Origin of the sequence: Bradyrhizobium sp. 2TAF36, assembly GCF_052114925.1 — a bacterium.
Taxonomy (GTDB): Bacteria; Pseudomonadota; Alphaproteobacteria; order Rhizobiales; family Xanthobacteraceae; genus Bradyrhizobium; species Bradyrhizobium barranii.
Genome location: NZ_JBFRFR010000061.1, coordinates 25,899 through 51,600 on the forward strand (window position 1 = coordinate 25,899; position 25,702 = coordinate 51,600).

Below are 25,702 nucleotides of genomic sequence, written 5' to 3' on the forward strand. Positions count from 1 at the left end.
CATGGAAGCGGGACGGCGTGCTTCGTGTGCCGCCGTCCGCGCCGGCTATCGGCCTGGTTGAGATGGGGAAGCGACGACGCACGCCACGATCCGTCGGACCAGTGGCAGCACCATCAGCAGCGTGGGAAAGGCGACGAGCCATGACAGCGCCCAGGCGCCCGGCCAGGTCGCGAGGAACGCCGGCGTCGCGCCGAGGCTCCGGAGCGTCGAAATGACCGACACCACGGCCGTCATGAGGATGGACAGCACAAATGGCATCACGATCGGCGCATAGCGCGCCGGCAGTTTGCGAACCGCAATCATCTGATTTCTCTTGAGGAAAAGGACGCGTCAGTCACGTTGAACCTGCGAAAATGCATCGATCCCGACGGCGTCGGTTGATGCGTTGGTTCACGTGAAACGCTTACGGCGACCGAAAAACGGCGCGGCTGTTCATTATCCGCTCAGGTTGAGTGGTTCAAGCTGCATCTGGTCGTTCGGTTTACAATCGTTCGAAGCGTGGCAGATTGCCGCGATCACGAAACTTTTCAATGGTTTGCACGTTGTGGATCGTTTCATATTTTGACTTTGAGCGAGAGCAAAGGACGGTGAGATGAGCGATAGGCCCGTAAATTCCAGGTTTGGCCGCAACACCGCATTGGCTGCGTTTGCGAGTCTGGCTCTCGCGACAGCTTCCGTCTCGCCCTCGTCTGCGGCAGCGGCCGGTTCGCCGACCGTCAGCGCGAACTCTGCGACGTCTAGCAGATCCGTTGCGACCGATTTCAGCGCCGCCCGCCGCCACCGCTACTATCGCCGCGGTCCAAATGCGGCAGGGCTTGCCTTCATGGGCGTGGCGGCAGGTCTGATCGGAGGTGCGATCGCAGAGAGCCGGCGCCAGGAGTACTACGAGAATCGCTATTATGACGGCCCGGGTCCTTACTATGGTGGTCAGGGATATTATGGCGGCGGTCCCTATTACGGTCCGCGTGGCTACTATCAGCCTTATTAGGCGCCTGTTCTCGCCGTAGCCCGGATTGCACGGAGCGTGTCATCGTGCGGCGGCTTCGCGCCGACCCGTTGGCTCCGTCCGGGCTACGCGTCTCTGTGTTGCCCGACGGCAAAATACCCGAGAGGGCGTCAACCCGCGCGCTATGAGACGAGCTAGCGACATTGAACGGCATGCTCGGGCTGTCGGAACAAGTTCGTTCGGTGTAGGATGGTGTCGCGAAGGAGAATTCACCCACGTATGGGATGAATGAGCCGCGCCATGGAAGACGCGCCATGGAAGAGAAATCTCCTCAAATGAGATTGGCACAGCCGCGGGGGACTGTGCTGACGAATATGGCCGTCGCAGCGTTGATAATTGCTGCGCTCTATTTCGGTCGTGAAATTTTTGTTCCCTTCGCGTTAGCAGTTCTCCTGAGTTTCGTTATGGCGCCCTTCGTGATGCGCTTACGTTCCTGGCGAATTCCGCGCACGATTTCTGTGCTGGTGGTCGTCTTCATCGGATTCTCGATCATATTTAGTCTAGGCGGTCTTATGGTTTCGCAGGCGACCCGGCTCGCCACCAAGCTGCCAGGCTATCAACAAACATTGAGTGACAAGATCGAAAGCCTGCGCGGCTTAATGGGCGGCGGCTCTGGAACATTGGAGCAGGCGTCGACAGTTCTGAAAGAATTGAAGACAGAGTTGCAGAATCGAGATGGGGCCGGTCGACCTACTGACGGCGAACTCACCAGACAGCCCTCAGACAAGCCGATACCGATACCCGTTGAGGTAAGGCAACCCGATCCTGGTGCTCCGTCGACGTTTGGCGCAATCATCCAGCCACTGATTTCACCTTTAACGACGACAGGGATCGTCGTGATCTTTGTTGTCTTTGTCCTGCTGCAACGGGAAGATCTGAGGAATCGGCTTGTCCGACTGGCCGGATCCGCGGATATTCAACGCACGACTGCGGCCCTGGACGACGCCGGTAAGCGTCTGAGCAAGCTCTTTCTTACCCAGATCGCGTTCAATGGCGTGTTCGGTCTTGCAATAGGCTTAGGTCTTGAATTCATCGGTGTCCCTTCGGCTCCGCTATGGGGTCTGATCGCGATGATTATGCGATTTGTACCGTATATCGGTGCATTGATATCTGCGGTATTCCCTCTCATTCTCGCGGCGGCGGTGGGCACGGGCTGGCAGATGCTGATACTTACGGCGGCATTGTTCGTCGTGCTTGAGTTGCTCGCAGGACAGGTCCTCGAACCCTTGATTTTTGGGCATAGCTCGGGTCTTTCCCCGATTGCAATTATCCTGTCAGCGTCATTCTGGACGTGGCTTTGGGGGCCGGTCGGACTGGTGTTGGCCACGCCCTTAACAATTTGTCTCGTCGTCCTTGGGCGGCATGTCGATCGCCTCAAATTTCTTGACGTTATGCTTGGCGACCGACCACCGCTGACGCCGCCGCAACTGGCTTATCAACGAATGCTGGCGGGAGATCCCATTGAAGCGGTGGAACAGGCACATGAATACCTGAATGACTCGTCGCTTGAGAATTATTATGACGACATCCTCTTGAAAGGCCTGAGACTCGCGGAGGCCGACCGTCAATTGGGTCACCTCGATCAGGACCGATTAAATCGGGTAGTCTCAACGGTGGAAGAATTGGTCGCTGAGCTGGGGGCACGCCATGACGTGGAAGCAACAGGACCCAGTTCCCCGGATCTAAGCTCAAGCCCCGGAGCTGCCATTACATTCGAGCGAGCAGGCTCCGAGCATGCTTTGATTCCGGAGCCGCCGACCTCGTCTATTTCGGTCGTTTGCATCCCTGGTGCCGGGCGACTCGATGAGGCGACGGCGCTTGTGCTGGCGCAGCTTCTGCGGTACCGCGGGATTCAGGCAATTGCGGAAAAGGCTGATGCTTCATCAATGTCGAAATTGCTTTCGCTCGAATTGGCGAACACCGCGCTTGTATGTGTCTGCTATCTGAGTCAGCCGTCCACCGCCAAGATTCAGCACGTCGTTCGAGGGCTCAGTAAAAGGATTGGCGCAACCCGTATCCTGTTCGCTTTGCTGGGAACGGGAGCCGCAGAAACGGTGGGAAACGCTTCCAACGCGTTGGTAGCAAGCGGGTCGTTCGGTGCAGCCTTGGAAGCAGTCGTTCACGTGACCTCCGCGCAACCTGATGCGTCGGATCAGGCGAAGGCAGCTGCTCCGGCGTAAAAACGAATCTTTTGCTCCTCTGGATTGCCGGGCGTCGCTGAGCGACCATCCGCATCGGTCACCGGGTCCTGCGGAGAGCAAAAGGATGGGCGGGGACCGCGCGACGGTGACACTTGCGAATATTTGCCATCGCGCACCGCACATTTGGCCGGACCCAAAAGCTTCAGCAGGGACAATAGCGATCATTGCGACACGCGCGTGGAATGTCCACTCACGCCTCACAAGCAAAACATTTAGTTTGCACGGCCGCCATGACCCTTTGACCTAGGTCAATACTCTCAACGTGGGTTTACCTTGGAAGTAGCAACTATCGGAGCGACTGCACTCTTCGCCTGTATCTTGTGCGTAACGCCGATATCGCTCTTATGTCGCGCAAGCGAAACGTGTCGTGGTCTGTGGCAAGCAGCCTGAGCTAATCACGCAAGGAGGAGCTGTACATGGGTATCCTTGACGAGTTAATGGGCGGTGGGCAACGCCAGAAAGAGTATCGGGATTTCGTTGATCGATACGAACAAGGAAATCCGTCGGAGGGTTATTCCGATCAAGAGGTTCTCAAACGGTATGGTGATGTGTCACACGCCGTGCCGTCTGACCAGTACRCGCAGGCAGCGATAGAAGCGTTGGGCAAGCTTTCGCCGGAAGAGCGGGCGGCGTTCGTGAAGATGCTGCAGGAGCGAGCCGCCGCGCGCGGCGTGGCGCTACCGGGACAAGTGGCCCCCGAACCGAAGGAACTGGGCGAGGTGCTCACCGATCTGCATGGGAGGCCCGGTCAGCTCCGGGATATCCTCGCCAGTGGCGATGCCCAGCCTCACGAGCAAGCCCAACCGTCGAACCCGATCATCGACATACTTGCGTCCCCGCAGGCAAAGGCCGTGCTCGCGGGGATCGCGGCCATGGTGGTCAAGCGTGTCATGCAGGGTTCATCCCGAACCGCGTAGCGCATGCGAGGCCCGCAGCCAAAGTCCGGTTGGGGTCATTCGGTTGACCTACCGGCAAGTCCGGGCAAGGTTCGCTATGCCGCCAAAAAAGCGTAAGCGAGTTATCCTGTCGCGACGCAACAGGAATGAACACGATGACCGAGGGCGACGGCCCGCCCATCGCCAAAGGGTCTGCGACTGTCAGCGCGTCGGCCATTGGTGCGTCTGCAGCACTCGCTGTCATCGCCCGGCTTGACCGGGCGATCTAGCATTCCAGAGACGGCTGTGATTGAGCCGAGAGGCCGCGGCGTACTGGATTCCCCGCCTGCGCGGGGAATGACAATGGCACTTGGAGGACGCCGCCGCGGCCTCATACTCCGTCTCGTGCCCCGGACGCAGCGCAGCGCTCTTGCGGTGTGCTGCAGAGCCGCAGCCCATGTCTCCGCATTCTACCGTGTCGCTTTCTCGGTCCCGGCTCTGCGCAGCAACGCTTGCGCGTTGCAGCGCGTCCGGGACACGAGAGACGTCGCAGCAACCGCGTTCTACGCCCGTATCACCGTCCCGCCGGTGCCGACAGCGCGCCGTTGGCGTAGCGCTGCCAGTCGGGTGTGGTCGGCTGCGACGGCCAGAACGCGTTGGAGTCGCGGACCGACTGGGTGATCGGGGCGGGGTGTGCCTTGCTTCTGTGGTGGCGGTCGCTCGCGGCGGCGGTCTGGATGGTGGCGGCGGCAATCAGGGTGGCGCCGAGAATGGCAAAGGTCTTTCGCATGGTTGTTTCTCCCGTGACGGCGATTCAGGCTGCGAGAAAAATGTCGCCTGTGTTCGCGGTCGTGGCTGACATGGCGATGTGTCCTGCCGAATATCAGCCGGGCCGGTTTCACGATCCGAAGCGCGGCCATCACGTTGGGGCGAGCAAATTTTCTAGCGCCGGCCAAATATTCGGCAATCGCGCCCGCAGCGCCGGTGGACTTGCCCCCGGCAATCCGGTTCAATGAGGCGAATTGAGTTCTCAGGCGACAACGATGTCGAAATATCTGCTGGTCCTTGTCCTGATCGCCTCGCCGGCGGCCGCGCAGGTTAAGCTCACGCCAAAGACCTCGGCAGCGCATCCAGACCCGTGCGCCCCGATCGGGCGGACCGCGGACGGCAAGCTGGTCTACTCCATGAAATGCGAGAACCTGCCGGCGCCGCCTCCACCTCCGCCACAGGCGGAACTGAAGGAGGCGCCCCCTTCGGCCGCGCCTGCCGCCGAGCCCGAGCCGGAGGTGCGGCGGAGTGGTATTTTCGGCTGGTCCTACGACCGCAGATGACGGGCCGCGCCACTTGCGCGAGCCCGATGGAATGCTCTTTGCTTGAAAATTCCCCGTGGGCCTTTGGCCCCCGATCCAGAGAGATGAGATGAGCAAACTCGTTATCCGCGCCGGCGACTTCACCTTCGATGCCCGCTTCGAGGAGCAACTGGCGCCCAAGACCGTCGCTGCGTTCCGCAAGGCGCTGCCGTTCGAAAGCCACATCATCCATGTGCGCTGGAGCGGCGAGGGCGTGTGGATGCCGCTCGGCGATCTCGATTTCGGCGTCGGCTACGAGAACCACACCAGCTATCCCGCGCCGGGTCAGATCATCCTCTATCCCGGCGGCATCAGCGAGACCGAGATCCTGCTCGCCTATGGCGGCGTGCACTTCGCCAGCAAAATGGGCCAGCTCGCCGGCAACCATTTCATCACGCTGACCTCGGGCCTCGAGAATCTCGCGACCCTCGGCAAGAGCGTGCTGTGGAAGGGCGCCCTGCCGATCCGCTTCGGGGAAGTCTGAGTGACGGATACTCGCTACCCGCGCGATCTCCGCGGTTACGGCCGCAACCCGCCGCATCCGCAATGGCCCGACAATGCGCGGGTCGCGGTGCAGTTCGTCGTCAATTTCGAGGAGGGCGGCGAGAACAACATCTTGCACGGCGATCGCACCTCGGAAGCGTTTTTGTCCGACGTCCTCGGCGCGCAGCCCTGGCCGGGCAAGCGTCACGCCAATATCGAGTCGATGTTCGAATATGGCTCGCGCGCCGGCTTCTGGCGGCTGTGGCGGGTGTTCAACGAGCGGAAGTGGCCGACCACCGTGTTCGGCGTTGCCACCGCGCTGAAGCGGAATCCCGAGATTGTCGCGGCGATGAAGGAGTCAGGCTGGGACATCGCAAGCCACAGCCTGAAATGGATCGAGCACAAGGACATGACCGAGGCGCAGGAGCGTGCCGAGATCGCCGAGTCCATTCGCGTCCACACCGAGGCGACGGGCTCGCGGCCGCTCGGCTGGTACACCGGGCGCTCCTCGATCAACACCAACCGCCTCCTGATGGAGGAGGGCGGCTTCCTCTATCTCTGCGACTCCTATGCCGACGATCTGCCCTACTGGGTCAAGGGCGCGAACGGCAAGCAGCTCATCATTCCCTATACGCTTGACGCCAACGACATGCGCTTCATCAACCCGCAGGGGTTTGCCGAAGGCGAGCAGTTCYTCACCTATCTGAAGGACGCCTTCGACGTGCTCTATGCCGAGGGCGAGACCGCGCCGAAGATGATGTCGGTGGGGCTGCACTGCCGCCTTGCCGGCCGGCCCGGCCGTGCCGCGGGACTGATCCGCTTCCTCGACTATATCGGCAAGCACGATCGCGTCTGGGTGCCGACGCGGCTCCAGATCGCGCAGCACTGGCACGACAAGCATGCCCATCTTGCCGCCGACGCATTCGAGATCGGGTGAGGACGATGGCRCAAATCTCGCTCGCCGATCTCAATGCTGCTGATAAGGCCAGCTTTGTCGCGGCCCTCGCCAACGTCGTCGAATATTCACCGTGGATTGCGGAGAAACTCGCCGGGCAGCGCCCGTTCGCCGGTATCAACCAGTTGCACTCAGCGCTGATGGCAGCGATCCAGAGCGCCGAGCCCGACGTGCAGCTCGCGCTGATCCGGGCGCATCCCGATCTCGCCAACAAGACCCAGCGTGCAGCGGGGCTCACTGCAGAATCGACCGACGAGCAGAACAGCGCCGGCCTCGACCGGCTGTCGGAGGCCGAATACGCGGCGTTCGAGCGCGTCAACAATGCGTACCGCGACAAGTTCGGCTTCCCCTATATCGTCTGCGTGCGCCGTCACACCAGGGATTCCGTGCTGCGCGACTTCGAGACGCGGCTGCGCAATATCGCCAAGACCGAGACGCGGCGTGCGATCGAGGAGATCGGCCGCATCTCCGCGCTGCGGCTCGATCAGCTCGTCGTCGCCGACGACAAGCTGAAAGTGCATGGCCGGCTTTCCACGCATGTGCTCGACAATCACGCCGGAAAGCCTGCAGCCGGCATCCCGGTGGAGCTCGTCGAGCTCGCGAGCCTCGGTGAGAGCCGCGTGATCGCGCGCGCAATCACCAATGCCGATGGCCGCACCGACCAGCCGCTGATCGGCGGCCGTCCGCTGCCGATCGGCCGCTACGAGCTCAAATTCAGCGTTGCCAAATATTACGCCGAGCGCAACGTGCCGCTGTCAGACCCGCCGTTCCTCGACGAGATCCCGCTGCGCTTTGCGATCAGCGAGCCGGAAAGCCACTACCATGTGCCGCTGCTGGTCACGCCGTGGAGCTACTCGACCTATCGCGGAAGTTAATTCCCAAACTTCTCGTGCAGCGCCGGAAACAGCCGGTCCGGCTTGAACGGCGGCGCGGTGAAGCGGATGCCGGTGGCATCCGCGATCGCATTGCCGAGCGCGGCGGTGACCGGATTGTACGGGCTCTCGCTCATCGACTTGGCGCCGAGCGGCCCGATCGTGTCGGAGGTCTCGGCAAAGAAGACCTCCGTGCGCGGAACGTCTGCGAAGGAGGGCAGGTGGTAGTCGCGGAATTTCGGGTTGGTGACGCGACCGGTCGCGTCGATCACCATCTCCTCGTAGAGCGCCGCCCCGATTGCCTGCGCGACGCCGCCCTCGACCTGGCCGCGGCACTGCATGGGATTGGCGACGACGCCGGCGTCCGCCGCCTGCACGCTCCGGAGAATCTTGATCTCGCCGGTGCCCTTGTTCACGGCGACGCGAAAGCCCTGGACGTTGAAGCCGACCGAGCGCGGCGTCCCCTCGGAATTGCCGCGGGCCGCGAACGGCTGCCCGCGTTCGCGCGCAAGCTTCGCGAGTTCTGCAAACGACATCCGCCGGACGCCGCTGACGACGGCTTCGTCGTCGAGCGTGCAGCTCGCGGCGTCGCACAGCCRGGCGCTGGCGGCCACCGCTCTCAGCTCGGTCGCAAGCTGCATAGCGGCTGCATGCGTTGCCTTGCCGGCAACGAAGGTGCCTGCACTGCCATAGGCGCCGGTGTCGTGACCGCCATGGGCGGTATCGGACTGGCGCAGGCAGATGCGGTCGACGGTGGTTGCGAGCGTCGTCGCCGCGATCTGCCGGTGCACGGTGCTGGTGCCGTTGCCGAACTCGGCGGTGCCGACGGTGAGGTCGAAGCCGCCGTCGTCGTTGAGCGCGATCATCGCATCCGCGAGATGGCCGGCCGGCGGCACCGTGTCGATCATGGTCAGTGCCACGCCGTCGCCGATCAGCCACTCCGGCGTCAGGTCCGGCTGCGGGCCATCGGCCTGCATGGCGCGTTCGACGAGGTCGAGGCACTGGTCGAGCCCGTAGGAGCCATAGAGCACGTCGTGAAATTCGGACGGCGGCGGTGACAGCATGGGATCGCCTGGTTTGACGACGTTGCGCCGGCGCATGTCGTAGGGGCTGATGCCGAGCTGCCGTGCCAATTCGTCGATCGCGGCTTCGATCGCGATCTGCGTTTGAGGCAGGCCGTAGCCGCGAAACGCGCCCGACGGCACCGTGTTGGTGTAGACGGCGAAGCCGTCGACCTTCTTGTTCGGACAGTTGTAGACGGCGATGGACTCGGACAGCGAGTGGAACATCACGGGGCCGGCATGATTGCCGTAGGCGCCGGTGTTGGAGAGCACCTCCAGCTGGAGCGCGGTGAGCCGGCCGTCGGCATCGGCACCGGCCTTGATGTGGACCCGCATCGGATGCCGCGTCGAGGTCGCGATGAACTGCTCCTCGCGGGTCAGCTCCAGCTTGACCGGTCGTCCGGTCTTGAGCGTCGCGAGCGCCAGAATGTCCTCGACGAACATCTCCTGCTTGCCGCCAAAGCCGCCGCCGACGCGTTCGCAGAACACGCGGACCTTGTCCATGGGGAGCCCAAAGATGTCCGACAGCGCGCGGCGGGTCAGGAACGGCACCTGCGTCGAGGTGCGGACATTGAGCACGCCGGAAGCGTCGAGCCAGGCGAGGCCGCCATGGGTCTCCAGTGCCGCATGCTGCACGCGGTGGCTGTGGAAGGTGGCCTCATAGGTGACGGCGGACGTGGCGAGTGCCGCCGCCACGTCGCCGTATTCGCCGTGCGTCTCCGCCGCGAGGTTACGCTGGGGATCGGCGATGCGGTTCGCGGTGGTGCGGTCAGGATGAATGACAGGTGTACCCGGTACCATCGCCTGCTCCGGGTCGATCAGCGCAGGCAGGATTTCGTAATCGACCTTCAGCCGCCGGCACGCCTCCTCGGCGGCGGCCTCGCTCTCGGCGACGACGGCGGCGACCTTCTGGCCGATGAAGCGGACGACGTCATCGAGGATGCGGGTATCCTCCGGATCCATCCAGTCCTTCTCATGCCGCGCGGTCGAGATCAGCACCGACGGCGCATCCTCATGCGTCAAGACCGCGTGCACGCCGGGCACGCGTAGCGCGTCCGACTTGTCGATCGCGACGATTTTCGCGTGGGCGTGCGGCGAACGCTGCAGCTTGATGTGCAGCAGGCCGTCGATCTGGGTGTCGAAGGTGTAGCGCGCCTTGCCGCGCACGACGTCGGGGCCTGCCGGGGCCGGAAGGCTGCGGCCGAAGGCAGCGCCGGCCTCGACGCTCTCCTCGACATTGGTCTTGCCGAGCAGTGCGTCCTCGATCGAGCGATAACCGGTGCAGCGGCAGATATTGCCCTTCAGCGCCGATCCGAGGTCGGTGCGCTGCGCCTGGTTCAGCGAAGCGCAGGTCAGGATCATGCCGGCGGTGCAGAAGCCGCATTGGAAGCCCTGCGCATCGAGGAAGGCCTGCTGCATCGGATGCGCGCCGTGGTCGCCAGCGAGGCCTTCGATCGTGGTGACGGCGCGCCCTTCGGCGCGGAACGCCGGGATCAGGCAGCTATGCACCGGCTCGCCGTCGAGCAGCACGGTGCAGGCGCCGCAATCGCCGGCATCGCAGCCCTTCTTCACGCCGAAATGGCCGAGCTCGCGCAGGAACGTGCGCAGGCACTGGCCGGCGCGCGGCTCTTGCGGGAACGTCTTGCCGTTGACCTCGAAACTCATGACGACGTCGTCCCCACGAGTTCGCCGCGAATCTCCTCGGCGAGCCGTAGCGTCATATGCTTGCGCCAGATCAGCTTGCCGTGGATGTCAGTGTGGTACAGATCATCCGGGATCTGCTGCGCGATCGCGTCGCGAAGCGCGCCCGCGTCCGGAGCCTTCTGAAAGGACAGCTGGATCGGTCGCACGGTCGATGCGGTCACCGACAGCGTCAGCGTGCCATCGCTATCCAGGCTGCCGATCAGAAGCGCCGCAGAGCGGCCGACCGGCGCCAGCGAGATCTGGCGAAAGGCCGTGCGGCGCTTCAGCGCGGCAACCGGGATATCGATCTGCCGGATCAGGTCGCCTGGCGTCAGGCGGTTGCGCTGGTTGCCGGTGACGAAGTCGACGACGGGTATCTTCTCTTCACCGCCGTTGGCCTTCCAGATGGTGCAGACGCCGTCCAGCGCTGATGTGAGCGAGATCATCGGTCCCGCCGGCAGCGACATGCAGAGATTGCCGCCGACGGTCGCGGTCTTCCAGATCTTGAATGACGCAAGGAACGCCCGGCAGCACTGGCCGATCAGCGGGGCTGCGAGCCAGTCGGGCGGGCAGGCGAAACCGTCGAGCTGCGTGATGGTGCAGGTGGCGGAGATGGTGAGATGGGTGTCGGTGATCGTGAGCGCCGGCCATTTCAGGTCAGTGAGATCGATCAGCCGCTTCAGGTGGACCTGGGGCTCCGAGAACAGCCAGGTGCCGCCAGCGAGCCAAGCATCACCTTCCCCCCAGGCGGGCAGCTGCGCGCGCGTTTGCGGATGGGCCACCGTCGTGATGGTATTCAAATCCATGGCTGCGCCAAAGCTTCCGCCCGGTGAATCGTACAGATGAGTCTTGCAAGACCGGAGCCAAGTCGCAACAAGCAAGTCGTAGCATGAAGGTGATCGGGCCCACGGCCGCCTTGCCGGCCTTGTCATCAGCGGATGTGAGGAGACCACGATCATGAGCGATGCAAAGCCGATCTGGATCAGGGATCCCCTTGCCATCCTCGCTGATGGTGCCGAGCGCGGGATCGTGGTGAGTGATGGCCGGATTGTCGAGCTCGTGCCGGCCGGTGGCAGGCCTGCGACGGCGGATGTCGCGGTGTTCGACGCAGGCGAGCATGTCGTCCTGCCGGGCCTGATCAACACCCATCATCATTTCTACCAGACGCTGACGCGGGCGCTGCCGGCGGCGATGGACCGCGAGCTGTTTCCCTGGCTCCAGGCGCTCTATCCGGTGTGGGCGAGGATGACGCCTGAAGCACTCGAGCTCGGCGTCACCGTGGCGATGTCCGAGCTCCTGCTCTCGGGCTGCACCACCACAACGGATCACCACTATGTGTTCCCGGCGGGGCTCGAGGAGTCCGTCGACATCGAGGTCGCAGTCGCAAATCGGCTCGGTGTCCGGGTGCTACTCACGCGCGGCTCGATGAACCTGTCGCAGCGCGACGGCGGCCTGCCGCCTGACGGCGTCGTACAGGACGAGGACACGATCCTCGCCGACAGCGCGCGGGTGGTTGCAAAGCATCACCAGCGCGGCGCGGATGCGATGGTGCAGATCGCGCTGGCGCCATGTTCACCTTTCTCGGTGACGACGTCCCTGATGCGCGCCACCGCCGATCTCGCCAACAAGCTCGACGTCCGCCTGCACACCCATCTCGCCGAGACCGAGGACGAGACCAAATTCTGCCAGCAGATGTATGGCTGCCGTCCGCTCGACTATCTCGAGCAATGCGGATGGCTCAATGCGCGGACCTGGCTCGCCCACGGCATCTTCTTCAATGCGGAGGAGATGAAGCGGCTCGGCAAGGCGAAGACGACCATCAGCCATTGCGCGTGCAGCAATCAGATTTTGGCGTCGGGCTGCTGCCCGGTGTGCGAGATGGAGGAGGCCGGTGTCGGCATCGGCATCGGCGTCGACGGTTCGGCGTCGAATGACGGATCGAACCTGATGCAGGAGGTGCGGGCGGCGTTCCTGCTGCAGCGGGCGCGCTACGGAGTGGCCAAGGTCAGCCACAAGGATGCGCTGCGCTGGGCGACCAAGGGCTCGGCGGCCTGCGTCGGCCGGCCGGAACTGGGTGAGATCGCCGTCGGCAAGGCTGCCGATCTCGCCCTGTTCAAGCTCGACGAGCTGCGCTTCTCCGGTCACGGCGATCCGCTGGCCGCGCTGGTGCTGTGCGGGGCGCATCGGGCCGACCGGGTGATGGTGGCGGGACAATGGGCCGTGATCGACGGCGCGATCCCGGGACTGGATGTTCCCGATCTCATTCGCCGCCACGGTTCCGCGGCGCGGGCGATGCAGGCGGGATAATCCGGGCAAAAAGAAAGAGGGGGCGACCACAAGTGCCGGGTGCTTCTGGCCACCCCCTCCGAACCTCCTCCGGGAGGAGCAGGTGATCTAGGCAATGCAAGAAGCGTGCTACTTGCCCGGAAGCTTGTCGTCGATGCCCTTGACGTAGAAATTCATGCCGAGGATCTGGCCGTCATCGAGGTGATCGCCACCTTTGCACTCGACCGGCTTGCCGTCCTGCCCAATGACCGGGCACTTGAACGGATGCAGCTTGCCCGCTGTGATTGCGGCCTGGGCATCCTCGGCGAGCTTCTTCACGTCGTCAGGCATGTTGGTGTAGGGCGCCATCGCAAACATATGGCTGTCGAGGCCACCCCAGCTGTCCTCGGACTTCCAGGTGCCGGCGAGCTCGGCCTTGACGCGCTCGATGTAGTAAGGGCCCCAGGTGTCCAGGATCGAGGTGAGCTGGGTCTTCGGCCCGAACTTGATCATCTCGGAATCCTGGCCGAAGGCGAGCTTGCCGCGTTCGCTGGCAATCTGCATCGCCGCCGGCGAATCCGTGTGCTGCATGATCACGTCGGCGCCCTGGTCGATCAGCGCCTTGGCGGCGTCGGCCTCCTTGCCCGGGTCGAACCAGGTATTGGCCCAGATGATCTTGACCTTGATATTCGGGTTGATGGTCTGCGCCGCCAGGATCGTCGCGTTGATGCCGGAGACGACCTCCGGAATCGGGAACGAGCCGATATAGCCGAGCACGCCGGACTTCGACATCTTAGCCGCGATCAGGCCCTGGATGTAGCGGCCCTGCCACCATTTGGCCGAGTAGGTCGACATGTTCGGGTTGCGCTTGTAGCCAGTGGCGTGCTCGAAATGCACGTTCGGATATTTCTTGGCGACTTTCAGCGTCGGGTCCATGTAGCCGAACGAGGTCGTGAAGATCAGCTTGTTGCCGGCGCGGACGAGCTGCTCGATGGAGCGCTCGGCGTCGGGACCTTCGGGCACGTTCTCGAGATAGGTGGTCTCGATCTTGTCCCCCAGCTCCTTCACCAGKGCCTGGCGCGCGAGGTCGTGCTGGTAGGTCCAGCCCAAGTCTCCGATCGGACCCAGATAGATGAAGCCGACTTTCAGCTTGTCGGCGGCGGAGGCTGCGCTGACGCTTCCGGCAAGCAAAAGCCCGGCAGCCAGCGCAAGAAGTGATTTCCTCATCATCAATCTCCAAACATCAGGGGACAGCCACGATCCGCAACGTGCGCGCCCCATCGCGCCCGCCGCGGAAATGAAACGCTAGCGGTCCGGCACGAACACGGTGCCGAGCGCGGCCGGCGCGGTCGAGCCGCCGGTGCGCGCGCGGGAGAGCAGGACCAGAACGATGACGGTTGCGAGGTAAGGCAGCGCCGACATGAACTGCGAGGGAATGCCGACGCCCCAGCCCTGCGCGTGCAGTTGCAGGATCGTCACCGCGCCGAACAGGTAGGCGCCGACCACGAGCCGGCCCGGCCGCCAGGACGAAAACACGACCAGTGCAAGCGCGATCCAGCCGCGGCCCGCGGTCATGCCGGGAATGAAGAACGGCGTGTAGGCGAGCGGCAGATAGGCGCCGGCGAGGCCTGCGCAGGCGCCGCCGAACATCACGGCGAAGGTGCGGATGCGCAGCACGGGGTAGCCGAGCGCATGCGCGGAGACATGGTTGTCGCCGCAGGCGCGGAGGATCAAACCCGCCCGCGTGCGGTACAGGAACCACCAGACGCCGATGACGAGTGCGATGGAGAAATCGACGAAGGCGTCCTCGCCGAACAACACCCGGCCAATCAGCGGCATGTCCGTGAGGCTGGGAATATAGAGGTGCATCGCGGGCGTGATGCGCTCGCCGACGAAGCCCGCGCCGATCAGGCCGGACAGGCCGACGCCGAGGATGGTCAGCGCGAGACCCGTTGCAACCTGGTTGACGGCGAGCCCGAGCGTCATCAGCGCGAACACCAGCGACATCAGCGTGCCCGCGACGATGCCGAACAGCGCGCCGATGAAGATCGATCCGGTGAGCCACGCACCCGCAAAACCGCAGGCCGCACCGACGATCATCATGCCCTCGACGCCGAGATTGAGCACGCCGGAGCGCTCGGTCACGAGCTCGCCGGTCGCCGCGATCAGGAGCGGCGTGGATGCGGCGAGCACCGCGAGGATGATGGCTTCAACCAGTTCCACGGGGCACCTGTCGGTTCGGGAGCACCAGCTTGAAGCGGTAGAGAATGAGGGAATCGCAGGCGAGCACGTAGAACAGCAGAATGCCCTGGAAGACCTTGGTAACGTCCAACGGGATCTTCATCGCGATCTGCGCCTGCTCGCCGCCGATAAAGGTCAATGCGAGGAAAAGGCCTGCAATTAATATTCCAAGCGGGTTCAACCGACCGAGGAAGGCGACGATGATTGCGGTAAAGCCGTAGCCGGGCGAGATGCCGGGTTGGAGATGCCCGACCGGACCCGCCACCTCAATGATGCCGGCGAGCCCGGCGAGCGCGCCCGACACAGCGAAAGTCAGGATGACCAACTGGTTGGCGTTGAAGCCGCCGAACCGCGCGGCGCGCGGCGCCGCGCCGACCACGCGAATCTCAAAGCCCTTGATGGTTCGGCCGAGCAGGATCGCGGCGGCCGCGACGACGAGCAGGGCGATGATCGAGCCGAGATGCAGCCGGCCGCCTTCGATCAGCAGGGGCACCGTCGCTACCGGATCGAACTCGGCCGTGGTCGGGAAGTTGAAGCCATGCGGATCGCGCCAGGGGCCGCGCACGAGATAGTCGAGGAAGAGGTCGGCGACATAGACCAGCATCAGGCTGGTCAGGATTTCGCTGGCGCCGAACTTCACCTTGCAGATCGCCGGGATCAGCGCATAGAGCGCACCTGCGGCGGCGGCGAGCACGAGCATCGCCGGCAGCACCCAGGCCCCGGCATCGGTGCCCTGCGTCTTCACCGCGATCCAGCTTCCGGCCACCGCGCCGATCAGGAATTGCCCTTCGGCGCCGATGTTCCACGCGTTGGCGAGATAGCAGAGCGACAACCCGATCGCGATCATCACCAGAGGCGTCGCCTTCACCGCGATCTCCTGCAGTGAATAGCCGTCGGTCAACGGCGCGATGAAATAGGCTTGCAGCGCCAGAAGCGGATTCTTGCCGAGGATCGCGAACAGGACGGTCATGGTCGCGATCGTGAGGCCGATCGCGATGAGCGGCGAGACCAGCGCGATCGTGTTGGAACGCTCGACGCGCTTCTCAAGCACCAACTGCATGCGCGGCCTCCTTCGGCTCCAGGCTGCTGCCCCCCATCAACAGGCCGAGTTTTTCGCGCGTGGCTTCGCTCGTGGCAAGCGGCGCCGAGAGCCGGCCGTGGAACATCACGGCGATGCGGTCGGCGATCTCCGCGAGCTCGTCGAGATCCTGGCTGGTGACGAGCACGGCGGCGCCTGCGGTTGCGAGATCAAGCAGCGCCTGGCGGATCACGGCGGCGGCACCGGCATCGACGCCCCAGGTCGGCTGGCTCACCACCAGCACCGCGGGGTTGCGCAGGATCTCGCGGCCGACGATGAACTTTTGCAAATTGCCGCCGGACAGGCTCGCAGCTTCCGGATCCCGTTTGGCCTTGCGAACGTCGAACGTTTCGGTCGCGCGGTCCACGGTCTTCAGTGTCGCCGCGGTGTCGATGAAGCCGTGATGGACCATGCCGCTGGCGGCGTGCCCGGTCAGTAGCGCGTTCTCCGACAGCTTCATGCGCGGCGCGGTGCCGTGGCCGAGCCGTTCCTCCGGGACGAACGCCGCGCCCAGCTTGCGGCGCCGGGTGATCGAGAGGTGGCCGGCGGCGATGCCCTCGATCACCACCGTGCCAGGGTCCTTCGACAGGCGCTCGCCGGAGAGCGCGGCGAACAACTCGTCCTGGCCATTGCCGGCGACGCCGGCGATGCCGAGGATCTCGCCGCCCTTCAGCTCGAACGAGATGTGCTCGAGCCGCACGCCATGCGCCTCGCTCGGCGCGAGTGAAAGGTCGTTGACGACGAGCCGCGGCACGGTGGTCTTGCGGCCTACCGGTGCTCTCACTTCCCTGATCTCGCCGCCGACCATCATCCGCGCGAGCGAGGCCGCGGTCTCGAGCCGGGGATTGCAGGTCTCGACCTTCTTGCCGCCGCGCAGGATCGTGGCGGTGTCGCAGAGCCGCTTCACCTCCTCCAGCTTGTGGCTGATGTAGAGGATGGCGCGGCCTTCGGCCTTGAGGCGTTCCAGCACGATGAAAAGCTGGTCGGCCTCCTGCGGTGTCAGCACGGCGGTCGGCTCGTCCAGGATCAGGAATTTCGGATCCTGCATCAGCGCGCGGACGATCTCGATGCGCTGGCGCTCGCCGACCGAGAGTTGCCAGACCTCGCGCCTGGGATCGAGCGGAAGGCCGTAGGTCTTCGACACCTGCTCCAGCCGCGCCGACATGTCCTTGAAGGATTCCCTGCCGTCGAGGCCGAGCGCGACGTTCTCGGCGACCGTGAGATTGTCGAACAGCGAGAAATGCTGGAACACCATGCCGATGCCGCGGCTACGCGCCTCTGATGGACCCGACAGCACGATGGGGTGGCCCTGCCAGCGGATCTCGCCGGCGCTGGGCTGGATCAGCCCGTAGATCGCCTTGACCAGCGTCGACTTGCCGGCGCCGTTCTCGCCGAGCAGGGCATGGATCTGTTTCGGCTGGATCTCGATGCTGATGGAGTCGTTGGCGAGGAAATCACCATAGCGCTTGGTGAGCCCGATCGTCTGAAGCAGAGGGGGCTCGCCGGAATGCAGGTCGTTGGACGTCTGATCTAACATTCGCTGATGCGCTGGCACGGGGTGAAGTGCCTCAATTGTGGGCTAGTTTGAACCGTCGCGTAAGATGTGAAAAAGCGTCATCCCTTGCTCAACGCTTCGGCAGGCGGTCTGTGTCGCGAGTCGCGGCCCTTGTCAGTCGATGATCGTTTCCAACCGACATCAGGGAGAGCCATTGCGGCGGCCTCCCTGCGAGAGACGCCTGTTGCAAATTTGTGACGGCTCAAACCAAATCGGAACCCGCTGTGCAGGCCTGACGTGAAGTTGAGCAAAGTCGCGCCTGCGCGCGTATGCAATTCCCGACCGGGCCAACGGTCGCTGTCGTCAATTGTGTCTGCATTCTTGCGCCGCCACAAAAGACAAATGAAATCAAACGGGAATCTTCGGCATCGCGTCACCGCACGCACGCAGCAGCGAAACGGAAAAAATCCTCGAATTCCTGGGTTGAAAGGCCGCCTCCTGCCGAAACAAGCGGCATGCCTTGAAAAAAGTTGAGGCTTCTCACTCCGGGAGATCGGCGCAAGTGTCGCACCCAAGGGGCGTTCATTTTTACGTGTCCAAACTTGGGGGTATTCAGGATGTCGTTTGGTTTCAAGGCAATCGCAGCCGCGGCGCTGTCGATTGCTACACTCGCTACCAGTGGCCTGGCTCAGGCAGCGGACCTGCCGGTCAAGGCTGCCAAGAAAGCGTCGGACGTCCCGTTCTTCCTGGTGATCGACAACCGCGTCACGTTCTCCTGGATGCCCAAGGGCACTGACCCCGGCATGTGGAGCGTCAATCCGAACGGYAGCATCAACGGTACGACCGCCAAGCAGGTCTATTCGTTCACGCACTTCGACCTCTGGGCCTACGGCACCAACTTCTTCACCATCTCGATGTTCAAGTCGGGCCATAACGACCCTGCTTCGCCCTGTATCGCACCTGGTCTGTCTTCCTCCTTCGGTGCAGCCGACTGCGCCGGCGCGACCGAGATCTACGGCCTGTTCCGCTCGACCTTCGGCTGGAACCAGCTCTTCAACACCAAGGCCTTCACCATGGGGCCGCTGCAGAACATTTCGTTTGAAGTCGGTATGGATGGCAATTCCGAGAACACCTTCTTGGCGCCCGCGAAGCGGGACGTCGTTGCCGGTCTCCAGTTCGCCTTCGACCTTCCTTACAAGGGCTACATCAACGTCGCGCCCTTGATGTACTGGGAGTTCTCCAACCACAACGCCTTCACTCAGTGCGGCAGCGGTTTTGCTGGCCCCCTCCCGGGTGTGAGCTGTAACTCCGATGGCAATGTCAGCTACAACCCGACCTGGGCCGTCGAAATCAACTACTATATGGACCTCGGCTTCCTGCCGCCGAACATGCAGTTCTGGTCGATCAGCGGCCGCGCCGGCTGGTATGGAGCGAAGGGCGACTCGAACGGCCTGCCTGCGCTCTCCGGCCCTGGCCGGTTCTCTACTGCTTCCAAGGTCGAGTTGAACAGCGAACCGATCCGCCTGACCTTCGACGCTTCGAAGGCCGCCTGGGGTGACAAGTACTCGCACTTCGTCGATCTCTGGGTTGCCTATCGCTACTGGCAGAACAAGTTCGGCCTCGACCACAACGCCATGCCCGGCGTCTGCACGGTCGCCGCGACCGGCCAGAGCACCAACAGCTGCACCGAGTCCACGGTTTACGGGGGTATCACTGTGAAGTTCTGATCGGCTGAAGGTCTTCAGGTTTGAATAACGCCGCGCAGGAATGCGCGGCGTTATTAGCGTTTCCGAGCGTAGGGTGGGCAAAGGCGCAATGCGCCGTGCCCACCATCTTCCCAGATAGTTAGTTATCGGTGGGCACGCTTCGCTTTGCCCACCCTACGAAGTCGAGTTGTTGAGCTCGCTACTTGGTCCACACGCCGTCGTGCAGCGCCTCGGCCTCGTCCTCAAGCAGCGGCCCGACGACTTCCGTCGATCGCTGGCCGCTGGCAAAGACCTCGCGACAGGGCAGGTCGAGCGTCGGGTTCTCCGGATGGTTGCCGGTGACGCCGCGCAGGCGGTGCTCGCTGAGGCCATAGACCACGCGGCCGATGCCGGCCCAGTAGATCGCGCCGGCACACATCGCGCAGGGCTCGGCGGAGGAATAGAGCGTGGCTTTCGCCAGCACCTCGCGGTCGAGCATACGGCAGGCCTGCGTGGCCGCGAGGCGCTCGGCATGCGCAGTGCCGTCATGGTCGGGCATGTAGCCGTTCTCGGTCTCGATCAGCACCTTGCCATCGGCATCGACGACGACGCAGCCGAACGGATGGTTGCCATGGGTGAGCGAGCGGCGCGCGACCGTGAAGGACAGGCGAAGGAAGTGCTCGTCGCGCTCGGATCCACCGCTCATCGCTCGTCTCTGGTCAATGCCCCGCCATATGCCGGCCGACCACGGTGAGATCGGCTTCGCTGGTTCGTGCTTCATACACGAATTCGCCGTGGAACATCACCACCAGCCGATCGGAGAGTTCGAGCAATTCGTCGAGATCCTCGCTGACGAGCAGCACGGCGGCGCCACGGTTGCGGGCGGCCATGATCTCGGCGTGGATCTGCGCCACCGCCGCGAAGTCGAGGCCGAAACAGGGATTGGCCGCGATCAGCACCTCGACGTTGCCGCCAAGCTCGCGCGCCAGCACGGCGCGCTGGACGTTGCCGCCCGACAGCGCCGCGATCGGCGTATCGGGCGTGCGGGTCTTGATCTTGTACTGCGCGATTTTCTTCTTCGCATCGTCCCGGAAGGCGCCGCGGTTGAGCCACCAGCCGCCGCTGGCGAAGGGCGCGCGGTCGAATTCGCGGAAGGCGATGTTGTCGGCAACACTCATGCCGCCGACACAGGCATTCTTCAGCGGCTCCTCGGGCAGCAGCGACATCTTGTGGCGACGCATCTCCTCGCGGCTGGCGTGATAGGGATCGCCTGCGACGCGGATCTCGCCGCTCTCGGCTTCGCGCTGGCCGGCCAGCACCTCGACAAGCYGACGCTGGCCATTGCCGGAGACGCCAGCGATGCCGACGATCTCGCCGGCGCGTACGGTGAGCGAGACGTCGTGCACGGCAATGGCGCCTGCGTCATCGAGTGCGCGGACTTTTGCCAATTCCAGCCGGGCGTGGCCAGCTTCGCCGGTGCGCGGCGGCTGCACGGTCAGCTCTTCGGCGCCGATCATGGTTCGCGCCATCGCATCCGGTGTGAGTTCGGAAACCTTGCCGGCACCTGCGAACTTGCCGCGGCGCAGGATCGTGACGTCGTCGGCGAAGGCCATGACCTCGCGGAATTTGTGCGTGATCATCAGGATCGTCAGCTCGCCCTTGACGACCATGTCGCGGAGCATGCCAAGAACTTCGTCGGCCTCCGCCGGCGTCAGCACCGAGGTCGGCTCGTCCAGGATCAGGAAGCGGCGCTTCAGATAGAGCTGCTTGAGGATCTCGCATTTCTGCCGCTCCCCGGCGGAGATGTCGGAGACCTTGGCGCCGAGCGGCACCTTGAACGGCATCCGCGCCAGAAAAGCCTCGAGCTCCTTCATCTCCTTCGACCAGTTCACCACGGCCGGCACATCGTCGCGGGCCAGCACGAGGTTTTCGGCGACCGTCATGGCCGGCACCAGGGTAAAATGCTGGTAGACCATGCCGAGGCCGAGCGCGTGAGCGTCCTTTGGATTTGCGATCGCCTGCTCGCGGCCGCCGACCAGGATGTCGCCTTCGGTCGCGTGGTAATAGCCCATGATGCATTTGACGAGCGTCGACTTGCCGGCGCCGTTCTCGCCGAGCAGCGCGTGGAACGAGCCCGGCCGCACCTTCAGCTCGACATTGTCGAGCGCGAGGAAGTCGCCGAAGCGCATGGTCATGGCGATGGCGTCGACGCCGAAGGCGCCTGCTGGCGGCGGCGTTTCGCCGATGATCACGAAATAGCTCCGATGAAGGCGTCCGACGTCGAGACCGCGCCGAACACGCCGCCCTGCATCTTGATCATCTTCAGGGCATGGTCGTGATTGCTCTTGTCGGTGGCGCCGCAGCAATCGTGCAGCAGGACGCATTCGAAGCCGCGGTCGTTGGCCTCGCGCATCGTGGTGTGAACGCAGACGTCGGTCGTGATGCCCGTCAGCACGATATTCTCGATGCCGCGCACGCGCAGGATCAGCTCCAGGTCGGTGGCGCAGAACGAGCCCTTGCCGGGCTTGTCGATGATCGGCTCGCCCGGCAGTGGTGCAAGCTCTTCGATGATGTCCCAGCCCGGCTCGCCGCGAACGAGGATACGCCCGCAAGGGCCGGGATCGCCGATGCCGGCGCCGATCTGGCGCGAGCGCCAGCGCTTGTTGGCGGGAAGGTCGGAGAGATCGGGGCGGTGGCCTTCGCGCGTATGGATGATGTGGAAGCCTTGCGCGCGCATCGCTGCGAGCAACTTCTTGATCGGCTCGATCGGCGCCCGCGTCAGCGAGAGGTCGTAGCCCATCTTGTCGACATAGCCGCCGATGCCGCAGAAATCGGTCTGCATGTCGATGATGATGAGCGCGGTGTTTTTGGGACGGAGATCGCCATTGTAAGGCCAGGCGTAGGGCTCGGACTTGAGATAGCGCTCGGGCATGATTTCGCTCTCTAGCGGGTGATCGACAATTCGGCCGGGGCTCCGGTCAGCGTGCGTTTCGGCGAGCAGGTGATGATCATGATCGCCAGCGTCAGGATGTAGGGGGCGGCGTTGAAGAGGTGGTAGCCGGAGGTGACGCCGACCGATTGCAGTGCAGGGCCCAGGGCCGCGGCACCGCCGAAGGCGAGCGAGGCCCACAGGCAGAGCAGGGGATCCCAGCGCGCGAAGATCACGAGGGCCACGGCCGTGATGCCCTGGCCGGAGGACAGGCCCTCGTTCCAGCTTCCGGGATAGAACAGCGACAGGAACGAGCCGCCGATGCCGGCAAGGAAGCCGCCGACCATGGTCGCGCGCAGGCGGATCAGCAACACGGAATGGCCCATCGCGCGCGCTGCGTCGGAGCTCTCGCCGGCGGTGCGGATCAAAAGGCCCCAGCGCGTGGTGCGGAAGGCCCAATAGAGGATTGGCGCGAGCGCGACGCCGATCAGGAACAGGACGTTGACGCGCAGCGCGGCGCGAACCTGCGGGACGTCGCTCCACCAGCCAAAATCGATCGCGGGCAGGCGCGGCGCGGTGGGCTCGATCAGCGGCTTGCCGAGATAGAACGCAAGGCCGGTGCCGAACAGCATCAGCGCGATGCCAACCGCGATATCGTTGACGCGCGGCAGCGAGCAGATACCGGCGTGCAGCGCCCCCAGCAGTGCGCCTGTGATGCCGGCGGCGAGCACGCCGAGCCAGGGCGATCCCGTGAGATACGAGATGCCGTAGGCACTCATCGCGCCCATCACCAGCGTGCCCTCGAGGCCGAGATTGATGCGGCCGGAGCGCTCGGTGATGCATTCGCCCAGGCTCACGAACAGGAACGGCGTGGAGACGCGGATGGCTCCGCCGAGCACGGCGAGGGGGACGGTCCAGAGGCCGATCGATCCGTCTGCCATCTCAGGATTTTCCCTTCAACAATCCRATGCGGCCGTAGAGCGCGTCGCTGGCCAGCACGAAGACGAAGATGATGCCCTGAAGCACCAGAACGGATGCGTCGGGCAATCCGAGACGGCGCTGCAGCAGGCCGCCGCTGGCGCTGATGCCGCCGAGCAGGATCGCGACGGGAATGATCGCGAGCGGATTCTGCCGGGCGAGGAAGGCGACGAGAATGCCGGTGAAACCGTAGCCCGCCGCAAGGTTGGCGTTGGTGCGTCCCTGCACGGCGGCGACCTCGACCATGCCGGCAAGGCCCGCGGCGCCGCCGGCGAGGAAGCAGACGGTCAGGATCAGCTTGCTGACGCCGAGACCGACGATCTTTGCGGCGCGGATGTTGCCGCCGGCGACGCGCGCGGCGAAGCCGAACACGGTGTGATAGATCAGGATGTAGGCGGCGATCGCGGCGATCAGGCCGAAGACGAGGCCCCAATGCACGTCGGTGCCGGGAATGCTGCCGATCACGTTGGCGGCGCCGATCTCGCGCGTCGACGGCTTGTTGAGGCTGGCGGGATCGCGCATCAGCCCCTCAACAAGATGATTGAGGATCGCGAGCGCGATGTAGACGAGCAGCAGGCTCGAGATGGTCTCGTTGACGCCGCGATACTGCCGCAAGCCGCCCGACAGCATGATCCACAGGCCGCCGCCGATCACGCCGCCGATGACCATGGCGATTTGCACGACGAGCGGCGGCATGCCCTGAAGCGCCAGCGCGGCGCTGGTCGCCGACAGCGCGCCGATCAGGAGCGCGCCTTCGCCGCCGATGATGACCATGCCGAGCTGTGCCGGCAGTGCGGTGCAGAGCGCGGTGAGGATCAGCGGCGCGGCACGCGTCAACGTGTTTTGCCAGGAGAACCAGGTGCCGAAAGCGCCGTAATACATGTAGAAATAGAGGTCGAGCGGGTTCTTGCCGAACATCGCGACGAAGATGCCGAAGATCACGAGCGCGCCGGCCAGCGCCGTGCCCGGGATCAGGATGTATTCGATTGTCGCGCCGTGGCGCTGGAGAAAGCCGGGACCGGCGGCCGGGGCGATTGTCCCGGCCGCTTCAGTGGAATCCGCGGCTTCCGTTGTCACGAAGTCGCTCCGATCACGCCTTCGACCAGGTAGTCCATCTTCTCCAGCTCAGGATCCTTCTGGCCGCGATCGGTGCCGGCCGCGATCACCGTCTTGCCCTTGTTGTCGACCAGCCCGCCCTTGAAGATGGCGTAGCCCTCCGCCGACAGGAATTTGGCCTTGACCTCGTCGGCGTGCTTGCGCGCTTCGGCGGAGACTGCCTCACCGTACGGCGAGGTCTTGACGATCTCTTCCTTGAGGCCGCCGCGATAGAAGTTCGGGATGCTTTCGCCGGCGGCGATCATCTTGACGAACTTCGGATAGAGCGCTTCCCAATTCCACTCGGCGCCAGTGAGATACGCCTTCGGCGCCAGCGGCGACTGGTTGGTGTGATAGCCGCAGACGAAGGCGCCGCGGCGCGCCGCGTTCTCGACCATGGTCTTCGGACCGTCGACATGGCAGGTGAGCACGTCGACGCCCTGATCGATCAGGCTGTTGGTGGCTTCGGCCTCCTTGACCGGCATCGACCAATCGCCGGTGAAAATAACCTGGGTGGTGGCCTTGGGATTGGCGAGCCTGGTGCCGAGTGCGAAGGCGTTGATGTTGCGCAGCACCTGCGGGATCGGCTTGGCGGCAACGAAGCCGAGCTTGCCGCTCTTGGAGGTGTAGCCGGCGACGATGCCCGAGATGTACTGGGCCTCGTCGATATAGCCAAAATAGCTGCCGGCGTTCTTCGGATCCTTGTCGCTCCACAGGCCGCCGCAGTGCTCGAAGCGCAGCTTCGGGAACTTGGTGGCCATCTTGATCATGTGAGGGTTGTAGTAGCCGAACGAGGTCGGGAAGAGCAGGGTAGCGCCGTCGAGGTTGATCATGGACTCGATCGTCTTCTCGACCGCGTCGGTCTCCGGCACCTTCTCTTCCTCGACGACCTTCAGCCCCGGAATTTTCTTCAGTGCCGCCGCGCCCTGCGCATGCGCCTGGTTGTAGCCGTAGTCGTCACGCGAGCCGACATAGATGAAGCCGATGGTGGTATYGGCCGCGAAGGCGGGACGGACGCCCGCTGCCRCACCGAGGGTCAGGGCGGCGCCGCCCTGCAACAAATGACGTCGTGAAATCTTGCCGAAATCCATTGCTCGCTCCCCTTGGCGGATGTCCCGCCTTAATCTCGCGGCCGCGCCGGTCTGGCGGAGCCTGGGGATAAGATGTCGCAAGCTTCGTGCCAGAGGCCACGGAGTGGTCAATTGATCTGAAGCCATTGAAAAGTATCGTATTTATAAATTTTCAGAATCCTGCCGAGTAAGCCGGCAGATTAATCTTTGAGCAAAATATAGAGCTTGTATGCAATGGAGTTGAGCAGCCAGGCTAGGTCGCGTGTGTGCATGGCGGGAGCTACGAACTGCCGGCAACCCGCATTCATGCTACCCACGCGCGGATCGGGACCGCGGTCGTGATTTTTTGCTGGCACCGAACTTGTATCGATCGCCGCCAGG

At 63.9% G+C, this 25,702-nt stretch carries 24 protein-coding genes; 10 read left to right on the forward strand and 14 right to left on the reverse strand.

Annotation, left to right across the window (positions count from 1 at the left end; translation table 11 throughout):
- Positions 1-45: 45 nt before the first annotated feature.
- Positions 46-303, reverse strand: coding sequence for a DUF2798 domain-containing protein (locus AB4Z51_RS30680; protein ID WP_014493668.1), 258 nt, complete (start codon positions 301-303; stop codon positions 46-48).
- Positions 304-592: 289 nt separating this feature from the next.
- Here AB4Z51_RS30680 and AB4Z51_RS30685 point away from each other — a divergent pair, with 289 nt between their 5' ends.
- From AB4Z51_RS30685 to AB4Z51_RS30695, 3 genes are all read left to right on the forward strand, one after another.
- Positions 593-988: a hypothetical protein gene (locus tag AB4Z51_RS30685; RefSeq protein ID WP_135215161.1), complete on the forward strand. Its 396-nt coding sequence runs from the start codon at positions 593-595 to the stop codon at positions 986-988.
- Positions 989-1,260: 272 nt separating this feature from the next.
- Positions 1,261-3,186 carry an AI-2E family transporter gene (locus AB4Z51_RS30690; protein WP_441498648.1) on the forward strand — a complete coding sequence of 642 codons (1,926 nt, stop codon included), beginning with the start codon at positions 1,261-1,263 and terminating at the stop codon, positions 3,184-3,186.
- Positions 3,187-3,623: 437 nt separating this feature from the next.
- Positions 3,624-4,124 (forward strand): hypothetical protein, encoded by a 501-nt coding sequence (locus AB4Z51_RS30695; protein ID WP_441498649.1) that lies wholly within the window; start codon positions 3,624-3,626, stop codon positions 4,122-4,124.
- 532 nt (positions 4,125-4,656) lie between these two features.
- Here AB4Z51_RS30695 and AB4Z51_RS30700 read toward each other — a convergent pair.
- Positions 4,657-4,872 (reverse strand): hypothetical protein, encoded by a 216-nt coding sequence (locus AB4Z51_RS30700; protein WP_085405705.1) that lies wholly within the window; start codon positions 4,870-4,872, stop codon positions 4,657-4,659.
- Here AB4Z51_RS30700 and AB4Z51_RS30705 point away from each other — a divergent pair.
- The 5 genes from AB4Z51_RS30705 to uraD all read left to right on the forward strand — a co-directional run bounded on the left by AB4Z51_RS30705 (position 4,853) and on the right by uraD (position 7,744).
- Entirely contained in the window at positions 4,853-5,098 is a 246-nt protein-coding gene (locus AB4Z51_RS30705) for a hypothetical protein (protein ID WP_135215160.1), read from the forward strand. The genes AB4Z51_RS30700 and AB4Z51_RS30705 overlap by 20 nt on opposite strands.
- 27 nt (positions 5,099-5,125) lie before the next feature.
- A complete protein-coding gene (locus tag AB4Z51_RS30710) occupies positions 5,126-5,413 on the forward strand; it encodes a hypothetical protein (RefSeq protein WP_085405707.1) in 288 nt (95 codons plus the stop codon).
- A gap of 88 nt (positions 5,414-5,501) precedes the next feature.
- A complete protein-coding gene (locus AB4Z51_RS30715) occupies positions 5,502-5,915 on the forward strand; it encodes a DUF3830 family protein (RefSeq protein WP_441498650.1) in 414 nt (137 codons plus the stop codon).
- Complete coding sequence (gene puuE / locus AB4Z51_RS30720; protein WP_441498651.1) at positions 5,916-6,851, forward strand: allantoinase PuuE; 936 nt, start codon at positions 5,916-5,918, stop codon at positions 6,849-6,851. It abuts the gene before it with no gap.
- 5 nt (positions 6,852-6,856) lie between these two features.
- Positions 6,857-7,744, forward strand: a complete 888-nt coding sequence (uraD, locus tag AB4Z51_RS30725; RefSeq protein WP_135215159.1) for a 2-oxo-4-hydroxy-4-carboxy-5-ureidoimidazoline decarboxylase — start codon at positions 6,857-6,859, stop codon at positions 7,742-7,744.
- Here the strand turns inward: uraD and AB4Z51_RS30730 are convergent.
- Positions 7,741-10,467, reverse strand: coding sequence for a molybdopterin-dependent oxidoreductase (locus AB4Z51_RS30730; protein ID WP_441498652.1), 2,727 nt, complete (start codon positions 10,465-10,467; stop codon positions 7,741-7,743). The two genes, uraD and AB4Z51_RS30730, sit on opposite strands and share 4 nt — an antisense overlap.
- Complete coding sequence (locus AB4Z51_RS30735; RefSeq protein WP_441498653.1) at positions 10,464-11,291, reverse strand: FAD binding domain-containing protein; 828 nt, start codon at positions 11,289-11,291, stop codon at positions 10,464-10,466. The genes AB4Z51_RS30730 and AB4Z51_RS30735 overlap by 4 nt, the downstream gene beginning before the upstream one ends.
- Before the next feature lie 151 nt (positions 11,292-11,442).
- Here AB4Z51_RS30735 and AB4Z51_RS30740 point away from each other — a divergent pair, with 151 nt between their 5' ends.
- Positions 11,443-12,792 (forward strand): 8-oxoguanine deaminase, encoded by a 1,350-nt coding sequence (locus AB4Z51_RS30740; RefSeq protein WP_441498654.1) that lies wholly within the window; start codon positions 11,443-11,445, stop codon positions 12,790-12,792.
- 108 nt (positions 12,793-12,900) lie between these two features.
- Here the strand turns inward: AB4Z51_RS30740 and AB4Z51_RS30745 are convergent, their stop codons facing one another.
- The 4 genes from AB4Z51_RS30745 to AB4Z51_RS30760 form a co-directional block, all read right to left on the reverse strand.
- Complete coding sequence (locus tag AB4Z51_RS30745) at positions 12,901-13,977, reverse strand: BMP family ABC transporter substrate-binding protein (protein ID WP_038957603.1); 1,077 nt, start codon at positions 13,975-13,977, stop codon at positions 12,901-12,903.
- Between the two features lie 78 nt (positions 13,978-14,055).
- Positions 14,056-14,973, reverse strand: a complete 918-nt coding sequence (locus AB4Z51_RS30750; RefSeq protein WP_441498655.1) for an ABC transporter permease — start codon at positions 14,971-14,973, stop codon at positions 14,056-14,058.
- Entirely contained in the window at positions 14,960-16,051 is a 1,092-nt protein-coding gene (locus AB4Z51_RS30755; RefSeq protein WP_441498656.1) for an ABC transporter permease, read from the reverse strand. Before AB4Z51_RS30755 ends, AB4Z51_RS30750 begins: the two co-directional genes overlap by 14 nt.
- On the reverse strand, positions 16,035-17,606 hold the full coding sequence (locus tag AB4Z51_RS30760; protein ID WP_063982024.1) for an ABC transporter ATP-binding protein: 1,572 nt from the start codon (positions 17,604-17,606) through the stop codon (positions 16,035-16,037). The genes AB4Z51_RS30755 and AB4Z51_RS30760 overlap by 17 nt, the downstream gene beginning before the upstream one ends.
- 575 nt (positions 17,607-18,181) lie before the next feature.
- Here AB4Z51_RS30760 and AB4Z51_RS30765 point away from each other — a divergent pair.
- Positions 18,182-19,291, forward strand: a complete 1,110-nt coding sequence (locus AB4Z51_RS30765) for a hypothetical protein (RefSeq protein ID WP_063982025.1) — start codon at positions 18,182-18,184, stop codon at positions 19,289-19,291.
- 178 nt (positions 19,292-19,469) lie between these two features.
- Here AB4Z51_RS30765 and AB4Z51_RS30770 read toward each other — a convergent pair whose 3' ends face one another.
- Genes AB4Z51_RS30770 through AB4Z51_RS30795 form a run of 6 tightly spaced genes read right to left on the reverse strand, consistent with a single transcriptional unit; the run spans position 19,470 to position 25,342 of the window.
- Positions 19,470-19,955: a nucleoside deaminase gene (locus AB4Z51_RS30770; RefSeq protein ID WP_063982026.1), complete on the reverse strand. Its 486-nt coding sequence runs from the start codon at positions 19,953-19,955 to the stop codon at positions 19,470-19,472.
- A 13-nt stretch (positions 19,956-19,968) separates the two neighbouring features.
- A complete protein-coding gene (locus AB4Z51_RS30775; RefSeq protein WP_441498657.1) occupies positions 19,969-21,501 on the reverse strand; it encodes an ABC transporter ATP-binding protein in 1,533 nt (510 codons plus the stop codon).
- Positions 21,498-22,181, reverse strand: coding sequence for a biuret amidohydrolase (biuH, locus tag AB4Z51_RS30780; RefSeq protein ID WP_441498658.1), 684 nt, complete (start codon positions 22,179-22,181; stop codon positions 21,498-21,500). The genes AB4Z51_RS30775 and biuH overlap by 4 nt, the downstream gene beginning before the upstream one ends.
- Positions 22,182-22,192: 11 nt before the next feature.
- Positions 22,193-23,119, reverse strand: a complete 927-nt coding sequence (locus tag AB4Z51_RS30785; RefSeq protein ID WP_038957599.1) for an ABC transporter permease — start codon at positions 23,117-23,119, stop codon at positions 22,193-22,195.
- 1 nt (position 23,120) lies between these two features.
- Positions 23,121-24,233: an ABC transporter permease gene (locus tag AB4Z51_RS30790; protein ID WP_441498659.1), complete on the reverse strand. Its 1,113-nt coding sequence runs from the start codon at positions 24,231-24,233 to the stop codon at positions 23,121-23,123.
- On the reverse strand, positions 24,230-25,342 hold the full coding sequence (locus AB4Z51_RS30795; RefSeq protein ID WP_441498660.1) for a BMP family ABC transporter substrate-binding protein: 1,113 nt from the start codon (positions 25,340-25,342) through the stop codon (positions 24,230-24,232). The genes AB4Z51_RS30790 and AB4Z51_RS30795 overlap by 4 nt, the downstream gene beginning before the upstream one ends.
- Positions 25,343-25,702 lie beyond the last annotated feature (360 nt).

Excerpts from the sequence above, each read along its gene's own strand:
- AB4Z51_RS30685 (WP_135215161.1), top strand. The coding sequence starts at position 593 with ATGAGCGATAGGCCCGTAAATTCCAGGTTTGGCCGCAACACCGCATTG.
- AB4Z51_RS30690 (WP_441498648.1), top strand. The coding sequence starts at position 1,261 with ATGGAAGAGAAATCTCCTCAAATGAGATTGGCACAGCCGCGGGGGACT.
- AB4Z51_RS30735 (WP_441498653.1), bottom strand. The coding sequence starts at position 11,291 with ATGGATTTGAATACCATCACGACGGTGGCCCATCCGCAAACGCGCGCG.
- AB4Z51_RS30785 (WP_038957599.1), bottom strand. The coding sequence starts at position 23,119 with ATGGCAGACGGATCGATCGGCCTCTGGACCGTCCCCCTCGCCGTGCTC.
- biuH (WP_441498658.1), bottom strand. The coding sequence starts at position 22,181 with ATGCCCGAGCGCTATCTCAAGTCCGAGCCCTACGCCTGGCCTTACAAT.
- AB4Z51_RS30680 (WP_014493668.1), bottom strand. The coding sequence starts at position 303 with ATGATTGCGGTTCGCAAACTGCCGGCGCGCTATGCGCCGATCGTGATG.
- AB4Z51_RS30705 (WP_135215160.1), top strand. The coding sequence starts at position 4,853 with ATGGCAAAGGTCTTTCGCATGGTTGTTTCTCCCGTGACGGCGATTCAG.
- AB4Z51_RS30760 (WP_063982024.1), bottom strand. The coding sequence starts at position 17,606 with ATGTTAGATCAGACGTCCAACGACCTGCATTCCGGCGAGCCCCCTCTG.
- AB4Z51_RS30770 (WP_063982026.1), bottom strand. The coding sequence starts at position 19,955 with ATGAGCGGTGGATCCGAGCGCGACGAGCACTTCCTTCGCCTGTCCTTC.
- AB4Z51_RS30740 (WP_441498654.1), top strand. The coding sequence starts at position 11,443 with ATGAGCGATGCAAAGCCGATCTGGATCAGGGATCCCCTTGCCATCCTC.
- AB4Z51_RS30755 (WP_441498656.1), bottom strand. The coding sequence starts at position 16,051 with ATGCAGTTGGTGCTTGAGAAGCGCGTCGAGCGTTCCAACACGATCGCG.
- AB4Z51_RS30700 (WP_085405705.1), bottom strand. The coding sequence starts at position 4,872 with ATGCGAAAGACCTTTGCCATTCTCGGCGCCACCCTGATTGCCGCCGCC.
- AB4Z51_RS30715 (WP_441498650.1), top strand. The coding sequence starts at position 5,502 with ATGAGCAAACTCGTTATCCGCGCCGGCGACTTCACCTTCGATGCCCGC.
- AB4Z51_RS30710 (WP_085405707.1), top strand. The coding sequence starts at position 5,126 with ATGTCGAAATATCTGCTGGTCCTTGTCCTGATCGCCTCGCCGGCGGCC.